At 60.9% G+C, this 19,406-nt stretch carries 17 protein-coding genes and 1 tRNA gene; 7 read left to right on the forward strand and 11 right to left on the reverse strand.

Annotated features, from left to right (window positions below):
• The first annotated feature begins 112 nt into the window (after positions 1-112).
• Positions 113-1,225, forward strand: a complete 1,113-nt coding sequence (locus tag QEO92_RS00500; RefSeq protein ID WP_227701785.1) for an NAD(P)/FAD-dependent oxidoreductase — start codon at positions 113-115, stop codon at positions 1,223-1,225.
• 18 nt (positions 1,226-1,243) lie between these two features.
• Here the strand turns inward: QEO92_RS00500 and QEO92_RS00505 are convergent, their stop codons facing one another.
• The 3 genes from QEO92_RS00505 to QEO92_RS00515 all read right to left on the reverse strand — a co-directional run bounded on the left by QEO92_RS00505 (position 1,244) and on the right by QEO92_RS00515 (position 5,171).
• On the reverse strand, positions 1,244-2,170 hold the full coding sequence (locus QEO92_RS00505; protein WP_227701786.1) for a dihydrodipicolinate synthase family protein: 927 nt from the start codon (positions 2,168-2,170) through the stop codon (positions 1,244-1,246).
• A complete protein-coding gene (locus QEO92_RS00510) occupies positions 2,167-2,874 on the reverse strand; it encodes a ribonuclease activity regulator RraA (protein WP_227701787.1) in 708 nt (235 codons plus the stop codon). Before QEO92_RS00510 ends, QEO92_RS00505 begins: the two co-directional genes overlap by 4 nt.
• A 545-nt stretch (positions 2,875-3,419) precedes the next feature.
• Positions 3,420-5,171 (reverse strand): acyltransferase family protein, encoded by a 1,752-nt coding sequence (locus QEO92_RS00515; protein WP_227701788.1) that lies wholly within the window; start codon positions 5,169-5,171, stop codon positions 3,420-3,422.
• A gap of 301 nt (positions 5,172-5,472) precedes the next feature.
• On the opposite strand from QEO92_RS00515, the gene QEO92_RS00520 reads away from it, so the two are divergent.
• On the forward strand, positions 5,473-5,727 hold the full coding sequence (locus tag QEO92_RS00520; protein WP_227701789.1) for a DUF6074 family protein: 255 nt from the start codon (positions 5,473-5,475) through the stop codon (positions 5,725-5,727).
• A gap of 68 nt (positions 5,728-5,795) precedes the next feature.
• Here the strand turns inward: QEO92_RS00520 and QEO92_RS00525 are convergent.
• Together QEO92_RS00525 and QEO92_RS00530 are read right to left on the reverse strand one after the other, a co-directional pair.
• A tRNA-Thr gene (locus tag QEO92_RS00525) sits at positions 5,796-5,871 on the reverse strand.
• Between the two features lie 129 nt (positions 5,872-6,000).
• On the reverse strand, positions 6,001-6,957 hold the full coding sequence (locus tag QEO92_RS00530) for an NAD(P)H-dependent flavin oxidoreductase (RefSeq protein WP_037159035.1): 957 nt from the start codon (positions 6,955-6,957) through the stop codon (positions 6,001-6,003).
• 251 nt (positions 6,958-7,208) lie between these two features.
• Here QEO92_RS00530 and QEO92_RS00535 point away from each other — a divergent pair, with 251 nt between their 5' ends.
• The gene (locus QEO92_RS00535) at positions 7,209-8,441 is read left to right on the forward strand and encodes a hypothetical protein (protein WP_037159034.1); all 1,233 of its coding nucleotides are present in this window, start codon (positions 7,209-7,211) and stop codon (positions 8,439-8,441) included.
• Between the two features lie 2 nt (positions 8,442-8,443).
• On the opposite strand, the gene ppk2 is transcribed toward QEO92_RS00535, so the two are convergent.
• On the reverse strand, positions 8,444-9,325 hold the full coding sequence (gene ppk2, locus QEO92_RS00540) for a polyphosphate kinase 2 (RefSeq protein ID WP_037159032.1): 882 nt from the start codon (positions 9,323-9,325) through the stop codon (positions 8,444-8,446).
• Between the two features lie 218 nt (positions 9,326-9,543).
• Between ppk2 and phoR the strand changes: the two genes are divergently transcribed.
• Positions 9,544-10,782, forward strand: a complete 1,239-nt coding sequence (gene phoR, locus QEO92_RS00545; RefSeq protein ID WP_037159031.1) for a phosphate regulon sensor histidine kinase PhoR — start codon at positions 9,544-9,546, stop codon at positions 10,780-10,782.
• A 91-nt stretch (positions 10,783-10,873) separates the two neighbouring features.
• On the opposite strand, the gene QEO92_RS00550 is transcribed toward phoR, so the two are convergent.
• Both QEO92_RS00550 and QEO92_RS00555 read right to left on the reverse strand, forming a co-directional pair.
• Positions 10,874-11,308 carry a PACE efflux transporter gene (locus QEO92_RS00550; protein WP_037159030.1) on the reverse strand — a complete coding sequence of 145 codons (435 nt, stop codon included), beginning with the start codon at positions 11,306-11,308 and terminating at the stop codon, positions 10,874-10,876.
• A 183-nt stretch (positions 11,309-11,491) separates the two neighbouring features.
• Positions 11,492-12,025 (reverse strand): GcrA family cell cycle regulator, encoded by a 534-nt coding sequence (locus tag QEO92_RS00555; RefSeq protein ID WP_037159029.1) that lies wholly within the window; start codon positions 12,023-12,025, stop codon positions 11,492-11,494.
• Positions 12,026-12,430: 405 nt separating this feature from the next.
• On the opposite strand from QEO92_RS00555, the gene QEO92_RS00560 reads away from it, so the two are divergent.
• From QEO92_RS00560 to QEO92_RS00570, 3 genes are all read left to right on the forward strand, one after another.
• Positions 12,431-13,627: an aspartate aminotransferase family protein gene (locus tag QEO92_RS00560; RefSeq protein WP_037159028.1), complete on the forward strand. Its 1,197-nt coding sequence runs from the start codon at positions 12,431-12,433 to the stop codon at positions 13,625-13,627.
• Between the two features lie 52 nt (positions 13,628-13,679).
• Complete coding sequence (argF, locus tag QEO92_RS00565) at positions 13,680-14,597, forward strand: ornithine carbamoyltransferase (RefSeq protein WP_037159027.1); 918 nt, start codon at positions 13,680-13,682, stop codon at positions 14,595-14,597.
• A gap of 176 nt (positions 14,598-14,773) precedes the next feature.
• Positions 14,774-15,763, forward strand: a complete 990-nt coding sequence (locus QEO92_RS00570) for an Hsp33 family molecular chaperone (protein WP_227701790.1) — start codon at positions 14,774-14,776, stop codon at positions 15,761-15,763.
• Between the two features lie 36 nt (positions 15,764-15,799).
• On the opposite strand, the gene QEO92_RS00575 is transcribed toward QEO92_RS00570, so the two are convergent.
• From QEO92_RS00575 to QEO92_RS00585, 3 genes are all read right to left on the reverse strand, one after another.
• The gene (locus QEO92_RS00575; RefSeq protein WP_227701791.1) at positions 15,800-17,374 is read right to left on the reverse strand and encodes a tannase/feruloyl esterase family alpha/beta hydrolase; all 1,575 of its coding nucleotides are present in this window, start codon (positions 17,372-17,374) and stop codon (positions 15,800-15,802) included.
• Positions 17,375-17,490: 116 nt separating this feature from the next.
• Positions 17,491-17,883 (reverse strand): Co2+/Mg2+ efflux protein ApaG, encoded by a 393-nt coding sequence (gene apaG, locus QEO92_RS00580; RefSeq protein WP_037159018.1) that lies wholly within the window; start codon positions 17,881-17,883, stop codon positions 17,491-17,493.
• A gap of 317 nt (positions 17,884-18,200) precedes the next feature.
• Positions 18,201-19,385 (reverse strand): O-succinylhomoserine sulfhydrylase, encoded by a 1,185-nt coding sequence (locus QEO92_RS00585; RefSeq protein ID WP_227701792.1) that lies wholly within the window; start codon positions 19,383-19,385, stop codon positions 18,201-18,203.
• Positions 19,386-19,406: the final 21 nt, after the last annotated feature.

Here is a 19,406-nt window from a genome sequence, read left to right on the forward strand (position 1 = left end):
GAAACGTCCTGCATGTCTTAAATCCCTCCTCCGATTGAAGCGCTGGCCGCGATGGTTTTCTCGTATATCATCCAACCTGCCAACCGGAAGGTAAAATTGCAGGGGGAGGAGGATGAGTGAGATCCTGACGCTCGATTGCGTCATTGTCGGCGGCGGCGTAGTAGGGTTGGCCATCGCTCGTGAACTGGCGGTCGCCGGCCGCGAGGTCGTGCTCCTGGAGACGGAGCCGATGACCGGCAGCATCACGTCCGCCCGTAACAGCGAGGTTATCCATGCCGGGCTCTATTATCCGACCGGCAGCCTGAAGGCGGAGCTTTGTGTCGCCGGCAAACATCGGCTCTACGACTATTGCCGTGAAAGAGATATCCCGCACAGGCGATGCGGCAAGCTGGTGGTTGCCTCCAGCGAGGCGGAAGTCGGCTATCTCGAAAAGCTCCTGAAACAGGCGGAAGCCAACGGGGTCGATGACTGCTATCTGAGCGATGCTGCAGAACTGGCGCGCATGGAACCGCGGATCAGAGGGTACGCCGCACTTGTCTCGTCCTCAACCGGCATCATCGACAGCCACCGGCTGATGGAGGCTTATGCCGCCGATATCGAGGCGCATGGCGGCGCGATTGTGCTGAACTCGCCCGTCCTTGCTGGCGAACTGCTGAACGATGCCGTCCGGCTTTCGGTCGGCGGCCGCGATCCGGTGGAGATCGAGGCGAAGCTGGTGGTCAACGCCGCGGGCCTGAATGCCTGGGCGGTCTCGGAGGGCTTGACCGGCCTTGACTCAAAGACGATGCCGGAACGCCATTATGCCAAGGGCTGCTATTTCTCGCTCGCCGGCCGTGCGCCGGCGGCGCGGCTCATCTATCCGGTGCCGGAACCGGGCGGCCTCGGCGTCCACCTGACGCTCGATCTCGCCGGTCAGGCGCGTTTCGGACCGGATGTCGAATGGGTCGAGACGATCGACTACGATGTCGATCCGCGCCGGGCGGACAGGTTTTACGCAGCCATCCGCCGTTATTGGCCGGACCTGCCCGATGGAGCATTGCAGCCTGCCTATTCCGGCATGCGTCCCAAGGTGGTTGGGCCTAACGGGGGTGGTGGCGGCGACTTCGTCATTCAGGGACCTGAGGCGACCGGCCATCCCGCTTACGCTGCGCTTTACGGTATCGAAAGCCCCGGCCTCACGGCCTCCATGGCGATTGCCGAGAGGGTGGCGCGCCTCGCTTTGTGAAGGGAGGCGCTACCGGATTCAGAGCGCCGCCCGCTTGTCGTGCTTGGCGAGGCGGGCAAGCAGGTAGTCGACTTCCGCCTTCGCAGTCGCCGAAAGCATCTGCGCCGGCTTGCGCTGCACATCCGTGGCGATAACCCCGCGCCGTTTCAGCACGTGCTTCCTGATCGCAAGGCCGACGCCGACCTGTTGCTCGTAGCGGATGAGTGGCAGATGCGCATCGAAGAGATCATGCGCCTCGTCCCGCTTACCGGCTGCAAAAAGGCTGATCAGTTCGGTCAGCATGTCCGGGAAACCATAGCCGGTCATCGCGCCGTCGGCGCCGCGTTCCGGTTCGAAATCAAGGAACAGTCCGCCATTGCCGCACAGGACCGAGAAGGGACGCAGTTCGCCCGCCTTCTGCATGGCGCGCAGCTTTGAAATCTTCTCGAGTCCCGGCCAGTCTTCATGCTTCAGCATCAGGCAGGACGGATGGTTGGTCATGATCTTCGCAATGACGCCGGGCGAAATGACGACGGTCAGCGTCAGCGGATAGTCCTGCAGCACCCATGGCACATCCTCGCCAACCGCCTCGACGGCGCCGGCGAAATAGTTGACGATCTGGTCATCGGTCCTCAGCGAAGGCGGCGGGGCGATCATGACTCCGGCCGCACCCATCTCCATCGCATCGCGTGCCAGCGACCGCATGCCGGCAAAGCCGGGCGCCGAAACGCCGACGATCACCGGCACCTTGGCACGCGAGAGGACGCGTTTGACGATGGCGCGGCTCTCTTCGGGCTCCATCTTCGGTGCCTCGCCCATAATGCCGAGGATAGTGATGCCTGTGCAGCCGCTTTCCTCGTAGAAATCCGTCAGCCGGTCGATCGAGACAAAGTCGATCGAGCCGTCTTCAAGGAAGGGCGTGGTGGCGATGGCATAGACGCCTTTGGAATCGGCTCCGAATGTCATTTCTGGCTGTCCTTCCAGGCCTGGTAGCGGGCTTTCGTTTCTGCGTTCATTGGATAGAGGCCGGGCAGCGGCACGCCGCGATCGACCTCGGTCATGATCCAGGCTTCCATGCGTTCCTGCTCGGGAGCTTCCGCAAGCACCGCGTCGAGGAGTTTCGCGGGGATCAGCACGGCACCGTCTTCGTCCACCACGACGATATCATCCGGGAAGACCGCGACGCCGCCGCAGGCGATTGGCTCCTGCCAGCCGACGAAAGTAAGCCCGGCAACGGACGGCGGGGCTGCGACCCCGTTGCACCAGACCTTCATGCCGCTGCCGAGCACGCCTTCCGCGTCGCGCATGACGCCGTCGGTAACGAGAGCCGCCACATTGCGCTTGGCCATGCGGGCGCAAAGAATGTCACCGAAAATGCCGGCATCGGTGACGCCCATCGCGTCCGCGACCGCCACGCAGCCTTCCGGCATCGCCTCGATCGCAGCACGGGTCGAGATTGGCGAAGACCAGCTTTCCGGCGTCGCCAGGTCCTCGCGGGCAGGCACGAAGCGCAGAGTGAAGGCCCTGCCGACGACACGGTCCTGGCCGGGCCTGATCGGCTTGGTGCCGCGCATCCAGACGTTTCGCAGGCCCTTCTTCAAAAGCACCGTGGTTAGCGTGGCGGTGGAAACGCCTTTGAGTGTCTCGATGATCTCCTGGTCCAGCGACATGAATTCTCCTCGGGAAATTTCTTGAGCCGCCAGGGCTGGCGACGGGCGCGATATTCCTTCGCGTACTCCCGTTCGTCAAGGAAACTGATGGCTTCCTTTATTGACATGAGAGCGATCCCGTCGCCGGCAGGGCCCTGATGCCCGCAGTCATTGATTTTTCAGATATGAGCGTCGAGACACCGGAGGGTGGTCGTCGACCATCCGCCGCGCTTTAGTGCCAATGTCGAAGGAGCCAGGATCATGCGCCGCAAATTTGCGAAGCGGCCCGATCGAACAAATGTTCTGATTAAGCGGATCGTTTTCCGGCGATCGTGATATCAACCTTCTGGAGGCCCGGCGCCCGCCTGATGCGTGATCCGCCGCACCGAGCCTCCGGCCGCTGCCCAGGCGGGGAGGACTCCGCCCGGCGCGACGCGCCTGACGTTTTTCGAGTCCTGCTCTTGGTTCCAGTGCCGTTAAGGATCGAAGTAAACGAACTTTTATTTTCCACAGCTCCTGTGCCGAGGCGGCACAGACCCCTTAAGATGGTCCGGCAGATCCCGTCTTCACGGGCTGATTGATCTGACCGCGGAGACAATCATCGGAGCCGCATAGATTGCGCCGAACTTCGTGAAGTGCATTCTGTCCTGCGAGATCATCTGGCCGCGATCGTCGAAAACCGGCAATCCGCCCCTATTGCCTTCGAGGGAGGCCAGGAGGTCGAAATAGTTTTCGGGAGGAAGCTGTCTTCTCAAAGTCTCGTTCTGTACGCGGACGCTTTCAATCGGAGTGGTCAGGGCATAGGCTCTTTTTTCGATCGGCGTCCCGATGAACGGGTTGAGGTTGTAGCCGAAATGCTTCGGGCCAATCACCAGGGCTCTCCTTTCGAGCTGCTTCGCGCGGGAGACCAGCAGCGAAGCGCAATCGTCAATGCCGGTGAGAACGATGTAGTCGGCCTGTTGGAAAAGGGCGTCGTGGACCTGGGACTGCATTTCGCCCTGCCGGCAATAGGCGGGAAGGTCTTCTCTGTAAACGAGATTTCGGCTGGCAAGAAAGCCGCCTTCGAACAGCGCGTTTGCCACATCACGCGCGAAGCTGTCGCCAATCACCAGAACATTTTCCTGCGCATTTGCGGGGAAAGTATCTGCGGTATAAGTCCTGATCCGCTCATTGTAGGCTATGTAGAGATCGCCCTGCTTGGCGTTTGGGAATAGTCTGTCCGGCCGTCCCTGGGTTGCGTGAAGATAGAGTCCGAAAGTCACCATAAGGGCCGCAGCAGCGGTACAGATCGCTGTGAAGGGCCTCACCTTCAACAAGGCCGGTTTCCTGAAAGGCAGCTCGATGAAGCGCCAGGAAAGCCAGGCGACCGGAAAAATGGACAGTGTCAAAGCCGCCATCAGGGCGGGCGAAGGCGGATCCAGGCTTCGGATGCGGGCAAATGCGAATATCGGCTGGTGCCACAGATAGGCGCTGTAGCTGATCAGCCCGATCATGACGAACGCCTTGGTCGAGAGAAGCTGCCCTACCCGGTTTTGCCCGTTGGCGAAAAGAATGATCAGCACAGCGCCAACGACGGGCGGCAAGAGGAAAACCGATGGCGTTGGAAGTTTCTCATCAAAAAAAACCACGGACCCCAGCACCAACGCCAGTCCCACGAATGCCAGCAAGCCGTCGTGGCGTCTTGGTCGAAGGGGCGTTAAGGCGCAGATGCTTCCCAGCAGCAGTTCCCACGCCCTTCCGAATGGAAGGTAGAAGTTTCCGGACGGAAATTGGACAGAGCCAACCTGAGCGAACGCGATGCTGGCGAGCGCGAGAATGCAGAAGAAACCCAGGATTACCTGTTTCGTCTGCTTCCTGAGCAGGAACATCAGAAGCGGAAACGCTATATAAAATTGCTCCTCGACCCCGAGGCTCCAGGTGTGAAGGAGAGGCTTGAAGTAACTTTCCAGTTCCCAGTAACCGCTCGTCAGGGCGAGCAGGATATTATTGGAGAACAGCAGGGTAGCGACGACGCTTTGGCCAAAATTCTCCAGATAGTCGGGAAGCATCCACATCCACGCAAAAACGGAGGATGCAGCGAGAACGACAAGCAGGGCCGGAAGAATTCGTCGCGCTCGCCGCTCGTAAAATTTCCAGAGCGAAAATTTCCCGTTCGTCAGGTCGTCATGGATGATCTTTGTGATCAGATATCCGGAGATGACGAAGAAGACGTCCACGCCAATGAACCCGCCAGTCGTCAGGCGAAGACCGGCATGCGCCAGAATGACCGAGACCACGGCGATTGCGCGAAGACCATCTATCTCTGGTCTGTATTTCATCTGGATGTTCCGACGTATGGATCGAGCGTCTGGTTGGTGAATGCCGGAAAGTGACCATTTTCACTCGATCTCGGCTATTCGCCTGATCGGACGCCCGACCTGACAAAAAGGCGTATTTTCGCGAGTTTCCCGGAAAAAATCGCTCCCCGGCCTGGTGAGGCGTGCTTCGACGGCCTTGCCGGGTGGCTGCGGCGAGAGGCGGCGGGAAATACGCCCGGTGGACCGGTTCACCCTTTGTGAAGGATCGGCGGCGATGGTGCCTGCATTCTGAGGCGATTCGCGTGACAGTGATGGAGATGAAATGACGGTTCTGCAGTTCCCGGCCGATCGGCGCACCGGCGATGTAAGACGATGCGCAGAAGCCCTCCGGCGGCTCCATGGGGAGACCGCAAACCATTTCTGGCGATCGGAGATCACAGGCTTTGCCGCAGCGCTCAGGGGGCAGGGAATGGCGGAGGAAGAGATATCGCGGCAGGCAGGTTTGTTCATGCATGCGGTTCAGATGGAATTGCAGGCGCTCTTTGCGGAGGCGGATTCGGACGCCGCAGCGGGATGAGACGCCATGCTCGGCAGCCCGATGCCAGCCGGTCTGGCGATGGAAATTTCCACGTGTTTGAAGAAAAATGGTGCCGCTTAGGTGACTCGAACACCTGACCCCATCATTACGAATGATGTGCTCTACCGACTGAGCTAAAGCGGCACGGGCAGCGGGCGGCTTGGCCGGCTGCAAGTGATGCGGCTGATACAGGCAAAAACTTGCGATTTCAAGCCGGGATTTGATCCGCTCTGCGATTTTCCTGAAATGCGCCTTCCTCGTCGAGGGCCGGGCTCAAAGCGCGAGGCGCTTCCGTGCCGTGCGGTACTCGCTCTCCAGCCGATCGATGAGTTCGGCCACGGGAACCACCGCTTTGACTGCGCCGACGCCCTGTCCCGCACCCCAGATTTCCTTCCAGGCCTTCGGCCCGCTCACCGCCTTGTCGAAATCCATCTTCGACGGGTCGGCGGCGGGCAAGGCATCCGGATCCATGCCCATGGCCCGTATGGAGCCTTTGAGATAATTGCCGTGAACCCCGGTGAAATAATTCGAATAGACGATGTCGGCGGCGTTCGAATCGACCATCATCTGCTTGTAGCTTTCGGAAGCGCGCGCTTCATGGGTGGCGATGAAGGGCGAGCCGATATAGGCCATGTCCGCTCCCATGGCTTCGGCGGCCAGAACCCCCCCGCCGGTGGCGATTGCGCCCGCAAGCAGCAGAGGACCGTCGAACCATTCGCGGATTTCCTGCACCAAGGCGAAAGGCGATAGCGTGCCGGCATGGCCTCCGGCGCCGGCTGCGACCGCGATCAGCCCGTCCGCGCCCTTGCGGATTGCTGAATTGGCGTGGCGGTTGTTGATGACGTCATGAAGTACGATGCCACCATAGGAATGCACTGCAGCGTTGACCTCCGGCACTGCACCGAGCGAGGAGATGACGATCGGAACCTTGTATTTCACGCACATCATGAGATCGTGCTCCAGCCGCTTGTTGGAGGTGTGCACGATCTGGTTGACTGCAAAGGGAGCTGCGGGCCTTTCCGGGTTCGCGGCATTGTAGGCGGCCAGATCCTCGGTGATCATCGCCAGCCATTCGTCGAGCTGGCTTTCCGGCCGGGCGTTGAGGGCCGGAAAGGCGCCGACCACGCCGGCCTTGCACTGCGCCAGGGTCAGTTCCGGATGGGAGATGATGAAAAGCGGCGACGCGACCACGGGCAGGCGCAGCCTGTCCTTGAGGATTGCTGGAAGCATGCGGTAAGTCCCTCCCGATTTACTTTTACGCAAACGTAAATCTCCCTAGCAGATGCTGCGGGGCGCGAAAAGTCGGTGTAAAATTTTTCAACCGTGGCGATCCTGAAATCGCCAGGGGCAGGCCGGAACATAAGCTCACCTTATTTTTCGCCATGGTGCAGCGGGCAGGCGGCGCTTGCAGTTCTTCTGCGGAGAGGTTACCGAAACGTGAATACCCGTGTGTCGGGAACAAGAAGGAAGAAGGACCGGCAGTGAGCGGTTTGGAAACGGCCATCAGGAACGCACTGGAACGCTCGGACCGGTTGAACCGGGATGTCAGGGCCCGTATTTATCAGTCGGCACGACAGGCGCTGGATGCCGGTCTTCGCAAGCAGGGCGTCTCCGACCGGCTGACCATCATGCAGCAGCAGGAACTGCTGGAGCGGAAAATTCAGGAGATCGAGGCGGAGGAACTTCGGCGCCTGGAGCAACCGGCGCCGATGCCTGTCCTCGAACTCGATACCGAACTTCCCTATGATCCGGAACCACAGCGTGTGGATCCGCCTGTCCAGACGACCGCCGCTTCCGAGCCGGCAAGGCGGGAGCCGGAGGTCATGCTCGATGGCGAAACGCGATCGGCGGCGACCGCGCCTGCTGCTTCCACCGCTCCCCCGGTTGAGGCGGCCGCAGCCGCGCCGATGGGGTCTTCCGGCGATCTCGGCGGTCTCGGTGCTGCCCGTGCAGAGCGCCTCGAGGCCGTGCCGGAAGCGAAGCCCGCCAAGGCTGCAAAGACAAAGAAGACGCCGGCACCACCTTCCGGCACGACCCTGGACGTTCCGCCGGAGCGCGCTGCGAAGCCGCGCCGGCGCCGCGGTTTCCTCTCGCATCTCATGACATGGCTGATCACGCTCGCCGTCGTCGGTGGCGCCTGCTGGTGGTTTTATCAGTCCGGCATGGTGCAGTCGTTTATCGAGGAGGCGATGAAGGCGGCCGACCGGGCCACCGCCACAGGATCGGGAGAGGGACCGATAGCCTTTGATCCGCGCAGCGGGTTTTCCGATGACTGGGCGGAAATCTTCGTTCCCTCCCGGGTTGCGGAGCTGAAGCCTGGGGACCGGGCGCAGGTGGAGGCCGTGGCGGGGGCCGAGGGACAGGCCGTCCGCATCGTATCCGCCACGCCCGGCGAAGGCGGCGACGTGGCAATCGATGTACCGCCGGAAGTGTTGCGTGAGATGGCCGGCAAGAGCTCGACGGTGGCGCTGACGCTGCAATCGGCCCAGGACAATTCCGTGCAACTGTCGGTGCGCTGTGATTTCGGCAGTCTCGGCAATTGCAGCCGCCATCGGTTCACGGCAACGCAGGAGAAGCAGGATGCGCTCTTCCGCGTCACCTTCGAACGGTCGCTGGCGCCCAACAGCCCCGGCCGCCTGATCGTCAACAGCGGCCTCGACGGCGCCGACCGGCCGGTGCTGCTTTATTCGGTGCGCATCCTGCCGGGCCAATAGTCCTATTTCAGGAATTTCGGCCCGAAGCCCAGGATCTTGTCATCGACCTCGTCGATGGCGCTCTTGTCCTTGCCGTCGTAGTCGAGTGACTGCAGCATATGGCGGATGACATTGATGCGGGCGCGGCGCTTGTCGTTCGCCCGCACGATCGTCCAGGGCGTTTCCTTCTCGTGCGTCTTTTCGAGCATCGCGTCGCGCTTTTCGGTATAGTCGTCCCACTTGTTGAGCGCGGCGATATCCATCGGCGAGAGCTTCCAGATCTTCAGCGGGTCATGCCTGCGCTCATGGAAACGCTTGAGCTGCATCTCGCGGCCGATATCCAGATAGAATTTGAAGAAGATGATGCCTTCATCGAAGATGGTGTCTTCGAAGCGCGGTACCGCCTTCATGAAGTCTTTATATTGTTCCGGCGTGCAAAAACCCATGACCGGTTCGACGCCGGCGCGGTTATACCAGGAGCGGTCGAAGAGCACGATCTCGCCGGAAGTCGGGAAATGCGCGATATAGCGCTGGAAATACCACTGCCCCGCTTCGGTCTCGGTCGGTTTGCTGAGCGCCACGACCCGGGCTGAACGCGGATTGAGATAGGCGTGGATGGAGAAGATCGTGCCGCCTTTGCCGGCGGCGTCACGGCCCTCGAAGAGCGCCATCAGCCGCTTGCCGGTCGACTTCAGCCAGAACTGCACCTTCACGAGCTCGATCTGCAGCTTTTCGAGCTGCTTCTCGTATTTGTCCTCATCCATCTTGTCGTCATAGGGATAGCGGCCGGAGCCCAGTGCATTGTCTTCGACCCAATCCGGCAGCTTCGGATCATCGATGTCGAACCGCCTGATCTTGTCACCGATCCTGAGGTCGACTGCCCGGCTTCCTGTCACATCCACCATGATTCCCTTCCTTCAATGTTGCAGACAGAGCGACTTTCAAATGTAACGCAGGTTCGAAATCCGGCTACTGTCATGTGAGCGCGGTTTTTTTTATCGGTCCATTGGAGGCGATGTATATCTGTCACGCAAGGCATATATGTGCGCGTGTTCAACTTGTGAGAACGGCGAGTCGGATCGTGGAGTCGGTATTGGAAAAATGGTGGCGGAGTGTGGGCGAGATGGTTGTCCGGGCTCGCCAGGAACGGCCTTTGCTATTGCTCCTGACGCTCGTCGCCTCCCTCGCTCTTCTGGCCGGTATGGCATGGCCGGGTGTGCTTGCCGGCTGGCTGCTCCTGATCCTCGTCGTGGTGGCCCGCAAGCCGGCCGTCTTGCCGGTCGAGGAGCCGGAGGTTGTCGAAGAGGAGGAACCGGTTTTCGATCCTTTGCCGCAGGTGGCTGCAACCCTCGGAGCGCTGGATATTCCGGCTTTCGTGTTAGGGCAGGATGCCTCCGTACTTTTTCAGAACAAGGCGGCGGAAAAGGCTTTCGGTGCGTTGCCCACCGGTTCGCATCTTTCCGCGAAGTTACGCTCGCCCGGCATTCTCGACATGGTGCGCGAGACCATCGCCACGGACGAGCCGAACCAGATCGAGCATTCCGAACGCCTGCCTTCCGAACGCGTCTATATGCTGCGCGTCGCGCCGATCGATCTCGGCCAGCGGGCGCCCGAGACCCCGGACGACGAGGTGCAGAAATTCTACCTTCTGTCGTTCAAGGACATTTCGGAACTGCGCCGCATCGATCGGATGCGTTCGGATTTCGTCGCCAATGCAAGCCATGAATTACGCACGCCGCTTGCGTCGCTGAGGGGTTTCATCGAGACGCTGCAAGGACCGGCGCGGTCCGACCCGGCAGCCCAGGAGCGGTTCCTTGCCATCATGTTCGATCAGGCGACGCGGATGAGCCGCCTCGTCGACGACCTGATGTCGCTTTCGCGCCTGGAGCTCAAATCCCATATCGCCCCTGACCAGACCGTCGATCTGAGGCCCCTGATCGGTCACGTGCGGGATGCGCTTCTGCCGCTTGCCGAAGACCTCGGGGTGGAAATCCGCACGCACCTGCCGGAGGGCAAGGTCGAGGTTCTGGGTGATCGCGACGAGCTCGTCCAGGTTTTCGAGAACCTGATCGAGAATGCTTGCAAATATGGTCAGGAAGGCAAGTTCGTCGATGTTTATCTTAAGAAGGGACCGTCGAAGCCGGTTGAGGTGAGCGTCGTGGATCAGGGGCCAGGCATACCCGCCGAGCACGTTCCGCGGCTGACGGAGCGTTTCTACCGGGTCAGCGTTGCCGACAGCCGCTCAAAGAAGGGCACCGGTCTCGGGCTTGCGATCGTCAAGCATATCCTTACTCGTCACCGGGCGCGCCTGATTGTGAAGTCGGAAGTCGGCAAGGGAAGCGAATTCACCGTGAGGTTCTGATCTAAACCGGATGCCTGCAAGGCAGCGGATGGTCCTTTTCGCACTCACAGCCTGTCTTATGGAATCCTGACGGCTGAAAAAGAGGCGCGCATTAACGCGCCTCTGCCTTCTGCCATTCCGGCAGCGGGAAAAGCCGGTCATAGGCCCAGTTGAAGACGAAGGCATAGACGACGTAGAAGGCGGCAAAGGCGAGATCCATGATCAGCGCTTCCCACAGGCTGATATCGAGATACCAGGCAACGAACGGCAGAAGCACGACGAGCAGGCCCACCTCGAAAAGGATGGCATGCCCTGCGCGAATTGCCGGCGTCTTGTGGGTGCCTCCGGTCAGCCGCCGCATCAGGTGGTCGAAACCGAGATTGTAGAGGTAGTTCCAGCCGGTGGCGATCGTCGCACCGCCGATCGCGATAACGCCGATGTCGGAGACCGGCTTGCCGAAGGCAAGCGCACCGAGCGGCGTGACGATGAGCAGCGCGATAATTTCGAAGCTGATGGCGTGGCGGATACGGTCGCTGGTCGAGCGCATGATACTCCCCGAATGGGTTGGTTCCGGGTCGTCCCGAAGTCTTGGCCCAATATGGGGGAGGCCGTCCTCGCTCCGTTGAGATAGGTGCTTTCGAAGCAATCGGCAAGTGTTGGAGGGCATGGCTGTCATGCGCAAAAAAGCGGGCCTCGAAGCCCGCTTTCAATTCATCTTCGTGCCGGTTCTTCAGGCTCGGGCGGCGGCTCTGCGGCGGTCGTGCACCGGCTGATAGGCGAGCCGGGCATGGTAATTGCAATAAGGTGAGGAATCCGGGGAGTCGCAGCCGCAGAAGTGGAAGTCTTCCTTGAGCGGATCGCCGACGGGCCATTTGCAGGTGCGCTCGGTGAGTTCCGTCAGTGCCAGGCGGCGGGAAATCGGCACCACGACATTGCCGGCCGGCACGTATTCCATTTCCTGGAAGGAGTCGACCTCGATCTCCTCCTTCATGACGGTCGCGCCGACAGCACGGGCGACGGTCCGGGTCGTAACCCGGGAGGCGTAGTTCGGAGCCCTTGGGGCAGACGTCGTGCGCTTGGTGGTGCTGCGACCGGTTGCCACGGTGCCGCCGGCCTTCGCCCGGCCCGGCAGGCTGAGGCGATGCACTTTGCCGATCACGGCATTGCGGCTCACGCCCCCCAATTGCGCAGCGATCTGGCTGGCGCTAAGGCCTTCCGACCACAATCTCTTGAGTTTCTCGACACGCTCGTCTGTCCAGTTCATGCCCGTTCTCCGCCGTTGAACGTTGCAGGCATGCAGAATCCTTCCACCTTTGCTGAGGACATCATTCCGCAGCACCCACTACATCTATGCTTGAGGTGACTAGTTCCGCCGCATGCAGTCTAGTAATTGACGATTAACCTAGTGTGAGGCTGACTCCGTGGCAAGAGTCGGAGGAATCTGCAGGAATCGATTTCGTGGTTTTCCCCAACTTGCTGTTCGGGAGAGTCATTTTTGTCACATCTGAAGGCGCCTGCCTGTTTCTTAGCCAAGGTCACGCAAAATACCGCGGTTTGTTGACATTCATAGCCTAAACATCGATAGTGCCACCGCCGCCCAGTGGGCGGCATTTTTGATTTTTTGGCCGGTTCCACGGCTTTTTGGATTGCCTAGAGGAGTGATGTCGCCATGGCTGAAGCCGCGCTTTTCGACACCTTTGCCCGGGCCCCGTTGCGTTTCGAGCGTGGCGAGGGTGTATGGCTCGTGACGGAAGGCGGGGAGCGATATCTCGACTTCGGATCGGGTGTCGCGGTCAACTCGCTTGGTCATGCCCATCCGCATCTCGTCGAAGCGCTGAAGGCGCAGGCCGAGAAGGTCTGGCACACCTCCAATCTCTATGAAGTGCCCGGGCAGGAGACGCTCTCGCGCCGCCTCGTCGGGAAATCCTTCGCGGATAAGGTGTTCTTCACGAATTCCGGTGCGGAGGCGCTGGAATGCGCCATCAAGACAGCCCGCCGTTATCAGTATGTGAAGGGTCATCCGGAGCGGTTCCATATCGTGACCTTCGAAGGCGCCTTCCACGGCCGCACGCTTGCGACCATCGCCGCAGGTGGTCAGGCGAAATATCTGGAAGGCTTCGGGCCCAAGGTCGAAGGGTTCGACCAGGTGCCTTTCGGCGATCTGGACGCGTTGAACGCGGTCATCACGGAAAAGACGGCTGCGATCCTGATCGAGCCCATCCAGGGCGAGGGCGGCATCCGTCCGGTTCCGAAGGAATTCTTGGCTGCGCTGCGCAAGATCTGCGACGACAAGGGCCTGCTCCTGGTTTTCGACGAAGTGCAGACGGGCGTCGGTCGCACCGGCAAACTCTTCGCCTACGAGTGGTCGGGCGTCACGCCGGATATCATGGCACTCGCCAAGGGCATCGGCGGCGGCTTCCCGCTCGGCGCCTGCCTCGCGACCGCGGATGCGGCGTCGGGGATGACGGCTGGTACCCATGGTACGACCTATGGCGGCAACCCGCTCGCCATGGCGGTCGGCAATGCCGTGCTGGATGTCATCCTTGCCGACGGTTTCCTGGAAAATGTGCGCGACGTATCGTTGATCTTCCGCCAGGGGCTTGCCGGCCTCAAGGATCGCTTCCCCGATGTCATCGAGGAAATCCGCGGCGAAGGTCTGCTCCTCGGTATCAAGGCGAAGGTGCCGGCGGGCGATCTCGTTGCGGCGATGCGCGGCGAACATATGCTGGGCGTTCCGGCCGGCGACAATGTGGTGCGCCTCCTGCCGCCGCTGACCGTTACCGTCGAGGAGGCCCGCGAGGGGCTTGCCCGTCTTGAAAAGGCGGCGGAAAAGCTTTCCTCCGCCGAACTGAAGAAATCAGCCTGAGGGGCAGAAGGGGGCGCCATTTGATGGTTCCCTCTCTATAGGGAACCGTAAGATGGCCGCACCGAAACATTTTCTCGATCTTTCCGCCATGTCCTCGGCGGATCTGAGGACGATCCTCGACGATGCCAAGACCCGCAAGCAGGCGACCAAGGCGGGTACGGCGGAAAAGCCGCTTGCCGGCAAGATGCTGGCGATGATCTTCGAAAAGCCTTCGACGCGCACCCGCGTTTCCTTCGATGTCGGCATGCGCCAGCTCGGCGGCGAGACGCTCTTTCTTTCCGGCACGGAAATGCAGCTCGGTCGCGCCGAGACGATCGGCGACACGGCAAAAGTCCTCTCCCGCTATGTCGATGCGATCATGATCCGCACCACCGATCATTCGCGCCTTATGGAGATGGCCGAACATGCGACCGTGCCGGTCATCAACGGCCTGACGGACGACACCCATCCCTGCCAGATCATGGCCGACCTGATGACCTTCGAGGAGCATCGTGGTCCGGTGAAGGGCAAGACCTTCGCCTGGACGGGCGACGGCAACAACGTCCTGCATTCTTTCGTGGAAGGCGCGGCCCGTTTCGGCTATCGCATGAATATGGCGGTGCCGATGGGTTCCGAACCGCATGACAAGTTCCTGAACTGGGCGCGCGACAATGGCGGCGATATCATGCTCTGCCACGATGCCGAACGCGCGGTCGCCGGCGCCGATCTCGTCGTCACGGACACCTGGGTTTCCATGAACCAGGAGCACAAGGCGCGGGGCCACAACATCTTCCAGCCCTACCAGGTCAACGGCGCGCTGATGAAACGGGCGGACAAGGACGCGCTCTTCATGCACTGCCTGCCCGCTCATCGCGGCGAGGAAGTCACCGACGAGGTGATCGATGGTCCGCAGTCGGTCGTTTTCGACGAGGCGGAAAACCGCCTGCATGCCCAGAAGTCCATTCTCGCCTGGTGCTTTGGCGCTGTCTGAGCCTCGTTGCGCGCAGTCTTGATTTTCAATGAAGCCGGTCCCATCTACCGGCTGTCAATCGCGCCGCGTTTTTAAGAAGCGGCGTTTCAACATACATCGTCACGTCTTTTCCTCCAGCCAGCGGTTCCGCTCGGGCTGGCGCTTGTGTAAGACTGTTGGCGCGAAGGAGTGAAGTCATGGCGGAAGCGACTGTGGTACTGAACGATCTCGATTTTGCCGGAGATGACCGCGTCGTTCCCTTCCAGGTGGAAGGCTTGGACGTACGTGGACGGGCGGTTCAGCTTGGGCCGTTGCTCAACGCCATTCTCGGCCGCCATGAATATCCGGCGCCGGTTGCGCGTTTGCTTGCCGAGGCGATCGTGCTGACCGCGCTGCTCGGCACCTCGTTGAAATTCGATGGCAAGTTCACCGTCCAGACCAAAGGCGACGGTCCGGTCGACTTGCTGGTCGCTGACTTTTCCACGCCCGATGCTCTGCGCGCCTATGCCCGCTATGACGAAGAGGCGCTTGCCGAGGCCATCGAGGAAGATCGGACCTCTCCGCCCGATCTCCTGGGCAACGGCGTACTTGCCTTCACCATCGATCAGGGCAGGGGCATGCAGCCCTATCAGGGCATCGTGCCGCTCGACGGTTCCTCGCTCGAGGAAATTGCCGACGTCTATTTCCGCCAGTCGGAGCAGATTCCGACCACGGTTCGTCTGGGTGTTGCCGAGCTTTTCGACCGTGATGCCGAGGGCAGGCCGCGCCACAACTGGCGGGCTGGCGGATTGGTCGCCCAGTTCCTGCCGCAGGCGCCGGAACGCATGCGCCAGCCGGACCTGCATGGCGGTGACGGCGACGAGCGCGAGCTCGATTTCACGGAGGACGATGCCTGGACGGAAGCGCGTACCTTGGTGGAGACGATCGACACGGACGAGCTGACGGACCCGCAGGTCCCGATCGAGCGGCTGCTGTTCCGGCTGTTCCACGAGCGCGGGGTGAGGGTCTACGAACCGCAGACCGTCTATGACCGCTGCAGTTGTTCGCGCGAGAAGATCAAGAGCGTGCTGAACGGCTTTACCGCCGAGGAGATCGAGGCGAGCCAGGAAGATGGCCATATCGCCGTCACCTGCGAGTTCTGCTCGACCACGTATCGCTACGAAGCGGCCGAATTCGCCGAGGCTTGAAGTCGAAGGCGGGAGTTTCCTCCCGCCTTTTTCGTCTCATGGCATCTTGCACTGGAAGTTGGTGCCGTCCTTGAGGTCGCCGCTGCCGGAATATTTTGCGACCTGCGGATAGGGGCAGAGCGGCCGTGTCATGGCAGGCTTGCCGTCCTTCACCTGAGCGGCCTGTATCACCTCCGGCGGCTTGCCGTTTTCCACCCAATCCATCAGCGGCGTAAAGGCGTCAAAGACGTCCGTGCCGTAGCCCATGCTACAGTGGTACATGCCGGGTACCATGAAGAGGCGGTAGAATTCCGCAGTCCGCTCGGCGCCCATCTGCTTGCGGACGGATTCGTAGTAATTGACGCCCATCATCGGGTTGAGCGCCGGGTCGGACCAGCCGAAATAGGTGATCATCCGCCCGCCGCGCTTTTCGAATTCGCTGAGGTCGGGATTGGTCGCATCGACGATCTCCCGGATCATGCCGATCTTCGGATATTCCGTGTCGAAGTCGAAGGTCTTCCAGTCGATCGCCTTGCCGGAGGCGGGCAGCATGGCCATGTTTTTTACGAAGGTTTCTCCATAGGCGAGCTGCCGGCTCGGGCCCTCTTCGGAGACCATCCACATGTCCCAGCCGCTGGTGCCGGAGGCATCGACGCCCTCGGTTCCGTGTTGCACGCCGGGAAATATCGTCTCGCCCTTGATCCTCACGCCGCCGGCCAATGTCTTCAGCGTTTCCACCTGCGCATTGGTGAAGCAGTCGGAACCACCGGCCTCGCAGGTCTTCAGGTCCTTGGCAGGATCGAAATTGCATTGACGCGGGTCGGCGATCAGCCCGTCCTCGGCGCCGTCTATCCCATCGCATTTGTCCATCACGGCCTTGGCCAGCACGGGAAGCTGCGCCTTGCTGATCGGCGCCTTGATGAGCGCCCGGGCGTTCCAGACACCCCATATCTGCGTGTTGGTGAGGTCGAGGACGGGCGCACCGGCCAGGATGCCGTCGAAATCGCCGGGATAACGCTGCGCGGAAATCAGCCCCTGGCGCCCGCCTGTCGAGCAGCCATCCCAGTAGGAGAAGGAAGGGTGCCGGTCGTAATAGCGTGCGGCGATCGCCTTCGCCGTCTCGACCGTCACATGCACGGCACGTGAACCGTAGTCGATCAGGAGATCGAGATCCTGAGCGAAATCGCCGAGCTTGTAGGTGGCTGCGTCATGTCCGGTATTCTGCTGGACTGTCAGGAAACCTCGCGAAAGTTCGGCATCGCGCGTGGCGATGCGTGATGGCGCGGCGAGATTCTCGCCCGCATAACCGCCATTGCCGAACATGTAGAGCCGCCGGTTCCAGTTGTCGGGCAGGGTGATCTCGAAGCGGATCTGCGGTCGGATATATCCGGTCACCTGGCAATGGCCCGGCAGGGTGCCGGCCATTGCCACATGCGTGGCCTTCAGCATGGTTACGTCGGCGAGGGATTGGCCGTTCAGCATCCCGCAGGCGATCTGCGGCGAGACGGTGGCGGCCGAAAAATCCGGCCTGTCCTTCATGTCGATGAAGCTGCTCTTGTTCTGCGCCAGCGCGGGTGTGAAGGCCGCCAACGTCAGAAGGGCGCAGGACGCCAGCAGAAGAGGACGTGTCATCAAGGCTCCTCCCAAAGACCGTTTTGACGGCCTGAGAATGCCGGAGGAGGAAAGGAGCAACAAATAGAAAAAACGGCACAACCCATAACCTCGGGGTTGTCGCCGCGGCTGCGGGTTCAGTTGAGTACGCGCAGGAGGCCGGGCGAATCCAGAGAGAAGGCGGGGATGGTCACTTCGAAGGTTTCGCCCTCGTCTGTCTGCATGTCGTAGTGGCCGAACATCATGCCGGACGGCGTGTCGAGCGGGCAGCCCGAGGAATATTCGTAGGAATCGCCGGGTTTCAGCCGTGGCTGTTCGCCCACCACGCCGGGACCGTCGACCTCGTCCACCACACCGTTCTGATCGGTGATGTGCCAGTAACGATGGACCAGCCTCACGGAAATCGGCGAATGATTCTCGATGACGATGCGGTAACCCCAGACGTAGCGGCTTTCCTCCGGATTGGATTGCTCCTCCAGGTAGTAGGGTTCGACAGCGACTTCGATATCTCGTGTCCGGGCGCGATACATGCGGCACCTCAACAATGCTCACTTGCGTTTCTGATTTCGAAGTTCGTCATACTTCGCAGCAACTTTGGAGCGAACTTCCGAATCCAAAGAACATGAGCAGCTTTATAATTCCAGCGTGGTTTCGGATTGGAAGTTCGCCGCAGCGCTTGCCGCGAACAATACTGCGAATTTCAATCCACCACACTGGCCGATATTGTACAGGGCTGCTGAAACGTCAAGAATTCTCACGGTTTGAACAACGGAGTGTGAGCGTTTCTTGAAATTAGGGATAACTGATATGGTGAATCCGGCAGAACCGGATTCACCATGCCGGATTGTTAGGCCGTAACTTCGGAAAGCGCCTTCGCGAAATCCTCGAGCAGGTCCTCGGTGTCTTCGATGCCAGCGGAAAAGCGTACGGTGCCGGGCGAAATGCCGAGCTCCGCACGGGCCTCGTCCGTCAGGTTCTTGTGCGTCGTCGTGGCCGGATGGGTAATGAGGCTCTTGGAATCGCCCAGATTGTTGGAAATTCTGACGATCTCCAACGCGTTCTGAAGTTTGAAGGCGGCTTCCTTGCCGCCCTTCAGTTCGAAGGCGACGAGCGTCGAGCCGCCCGTCATCTGGCTGGCGATGATATCGGCCTGCGGATGGTCCTTGCGGCCCGGATAGATGACCTGCGCCACCTGGCTCTGCTCGGCCAGGAAATCGGCGATCTTCGAGGCGCTCTCCGTCTGCTGCTTGACGCGCAACGGCAGGGTCTCGATCCCCTTCAAAAGCGTCCAGGCGTTGAACGGCGACATGGCCGGGCCGGTATGGCGGAAATAGTCGTGCAGGTTCTCGTCGATCCAGGCCTTGTCGGACAGCACAACGCCACCGAGGCAGCGGCCCTGGCCGTCGATATGCTTGGTTGCCGAATAGACGACGATATGCGCGCCGAGCTCCAGCGGCTTCTGGAAGAGCGGGGTTGCAAAGACGTTGTCGACCACCACTTTCGCGCCGATCTGGTTGGCAAGCCTGGCGACGCCGGCGATATCGACCACTTCCAGTGTGGGGTTGGTCGGGCTTTCCAAGAAGAAGACCTTGGTCTTCGGAGTGATCGCCTTTTCCCAGTTTTCGAGATGGCGGCCGTCGACCAGCGTGCAGTCGATCCCGTATTTCGGAGCGAGTGTCTCGACCACCCAGCGGCAGGAGCCGAAGAGGGCGCGTGCCGCGACGATATGGTCGCCGGCCTTCAGCTGGCAGAGGATTGCAGCGGTGACGGCGGCCATGCCGGAGGCGGTGGCGCGCGCGTCTTCCGCACCTTCCAGCATGCACATGCGCTTCTCGAACATATCGTTGGTGGGGCTTCCGTAGCGTGCATAGATGAAGCCGTCCGTCTCGCCCTTGAAGCGGGCCTCGGCGGCTTCCGACGTATCGTAGACGAAGCCCTGGGTCAGGAAGATCGCTTCCGAGGTTTCGCCATATTGCGAGCGCAACGTGCCGCCGTGAACGAGCTGGGTTGCCGGGCGCCATGTCTTGGTCATGTTAGTTCCCACCTTCAACAA

The organism is Neorhizobium petrolearium, assembly GCF_029854435.1.
Lineage (GTDB): Bacteria > Pseudomonadota > Alphaproteobacteria > Rhizobiales > Rhizobiaceae > Neorhizobium > Neorhizobium petrolearium.

Bases quoted from the DNA above. Each gene is read 5' to 3' on its own strand.
- QEO92_RS00500 (WP_227701785.1), top strand. From the start codon at position 113: ATGAGTGAGATCCTGACGCTCGATTGCGTCATTGTCGGCGGCGGCGTA.
- QEO92_RS00505 (WP_227701786.1), bottom strand. From the start codon at position 2,170: ATGACATTCGGAGCCGATTCCAAAGGCGTCTATGCCATCGCCACCACG.
- QEO92_RS00510 (WP_227701787.1), bottom strand. From the start codon at position 2,874: ATGTCGCTGGACCAGGAGATCATCGAGACACTCAAAGGCGTTTCCACC.
- QEO92_RS00515 (WP_227701788.1), bottom strand. From the start codon at position 5,171: ATGAAATACAGACCAGAGATAGATGGTCTTCGCGCAATCGCCGTGGTC.
- QEO92_RS00520 (WP_227701789.1), top strand. From the start codon at position 5,473: ATGACGGTTCTGCAGTTCCCGGCCGATCGGCGCACCGGCGATGTAAGA.
- QEO92_RS00530 (WP_037159035.1), bottom strand. From the start codon at position 6,957: ATGCTTCCAGCAATCCTCAAGGACAGGCTGCGCCTGCCCGTGGTCGCG.
- ppk2 (WP_037159032.1), bottom strand. From the start codon at position 9,325: ATGGTGGATGTGACAGGAAGCCGGGCAGTCGACCTCAGGATCGGTGAC.
- phoR (WP_037159031.1), top strand. From the start codon at position 9,544: ATGGTTGTCCGGGCTCGCCAGGAACGGCCTTTGCTATTGCTCCTGACG.
- QEO92_RS00550 (WP_037159030.1), bottom strand. From the start codon at position 11,308: ATGCGCTCGACCAGCGACCGTATCCGCCACGCCATCAGCTTCGAAATT.
- QEO92_RS00555 (WP_037159029.1), bottom strand. From the start codon at position 12,025: ATGAACTGGACAGACGAGCGTGTCGAGAAACTCAAGAGATTGTGGTCG.
- QEO92_RS00560 (WP_037159028.1), top strand. From the start codon at position 12,431: ATGGCTGAAGCCGCGCTTTTCGACACCTTTGCCCGGGCCCCGTTGCGT.
- argF (WP_037159027.1), top strand. From the start codon at position 13,680: ATGGCCGCACCGAAACATTTTCTCGATCTTTCCGCCATGTCCTCGGCG.
- QEO92_RS00570 (WP_227701790.1), top strand. From the start codon at position 14,774: ATGGCGGAAGCGACTGTGGTACTGAACGATCTCGATTTTGCCGGAGAT.
- QEO92_RS00575 (WP_227701791.1), bottom strand. From the start codon at position 17,374: ATGACACGTCCTCTTCTGCTGGCGTCCTGCGCCCTTCTGACGTTGGCG.
- apaG (WP_037159018.1), bottom strand. From the start codon at position 17,883: ATGTATCGCGCCCGGACACGAGATATCGAAGTCGCTGTCGAACCCTAC.
- QEO92_RS00585 (WP_227701792.1), bottom strand. From the start codon at position 19,385: ATGACCAAGACATGGCGCCCGGCAACCCAGCTCGTTCACGGCGGCACG.